The following is a 1,354-nucleotide window of genomic DNA, read 5'->3' on the forward strand; positions in this document are numbered from 1 at the left end:
TTTTTTTTTTCGATTACATCACCAGGCGGCGAATGTCGCTCAGGGTGTTGTTAATGATGGTAATGAAGCGGGCACCATCAGCACCGTCGATGACGCGGTGGTCGAAGGACAGAGAGATCGGCAGCATCAGGCGCGGCACAAACTCTTTACCATTCCATACCGGCTCCATCGCGGACTTAGACACGCCGAGGATGGCCACTTCCGGCGCGTTAACAATCGGCGCGAAGTGGGTGGTACCCAGGCCGCCGATGCTGGAGATGGTGAAGCAACCGCCCTGCATTTCGCCAGCCGTCAGTTTGCCATCGCGCGCTTTCTTCGAGATGGTGGTCAATTCACGAGACAGCTCGGTGATGCTCTTCTTGTTCACGTCTTTGAAGACCGGAACCACCAGACCGTTCGGGGTATCCACCGCCACACCGATGTTGATGTATTTCTTCAGCGTCAGGCGCTGACCATCTTCGGAGAGCGAGCTGTTGAAGCGCGGCATCTGCTCAAGCGCAGCGGCAACCGCTTTCATGATGAAGACCACTGGAGTGAATTTCACGTCCAGTTTACGCTTCTCAGCTTCGGCATTCTGCTGCTTGCGGAACGCTTCCAGATCGGTGATATCGGTTTTGTCGAAGTGGGTAACGTGCGGGATCATCACCCAGTTACGGCTCAGGTTGGCGCCAGAGATTTTCTGGATACGACCCAGCTCCACTTCTTCGACTTCGCCAAACTTGCTGAAGTCAACCTTCGGCCACGGCAGCATGCCCGGGATACCGCCGCCTGCGGCAGCAGCCGGTGCGGATTCAGCGCGTTTAACCGCTTCTTTCACGTAAGCCTGAACGTCTTCGCGCAGGATACGACCTTTACGGCCGGTGCCTTTCACTTTCGCCAGGTTAACACCGAACTCGCGCGCCAGGCGGCGAATCAGCGGGGTCGCGTGAACGTAGGCATCGTTTTCAGCGAATTCGCTTTTACCTTCTGCTTTCGCAGCCGGCGCAGCGGCAGGCTTAGCGGCCTGAGCCGGGGCAGCAGCTGGTGCCGGTGCAGCAGCCTGAGCCGGAGCGGCGGCGGGCGCAGCGCCTTCCACTTCGAAGACCATGATCAGGGAACCGGTTTTGACTTTATCGCCGGTGCTGATTTTGATCTCTTTAACGGTACCCGCGAACGGCGCCGGAACTTCCATAGAGGCTTTGTCGCCCTCTACGGTGATCAGGGACTGTTCCGCCGCGACTTTATCGCCGACTTTAACCATCACTTCGGTGACTTCAACTTCGTCGCCGCCGATGTCCGGGACGTTAACATCTTTCACGCCTGCTGCGGCAGCCGGAGCCGCAGCAGCCGGCGCGGCAGCCTGTGCCGGAGCGGC

General features: G+C 58.6%; 1 protein-coding gene. It reads right to left on the reverse strand.

The genetic code is table 11. From position 1 onward, the window contains the following. Positions 1-13 precede the first annotated feature (13 nt). On the reverse strand, positions 14-1,354 hold a 1,341-nt coding region (gene aceF, locus HMPREF9538_RS05615; protein ID WP_009485984.1), incomplete at its 5' end, for a pyruvate dehydrogenase complex dihydrolipoyllysine-residue acetyltransferase.

Source organism: Klebsiella sp. MS 92-3, from assembly GCF_000195655.1.
In the GTDB taxonomy this organism is placed as follows: domain Bacteria; phylum Pseudomonadota; class Gammaproteobacteria; order Enterobacterales; family Enterobacteriaceae; genus Klebsiella; species Klebsiella pneumoniae.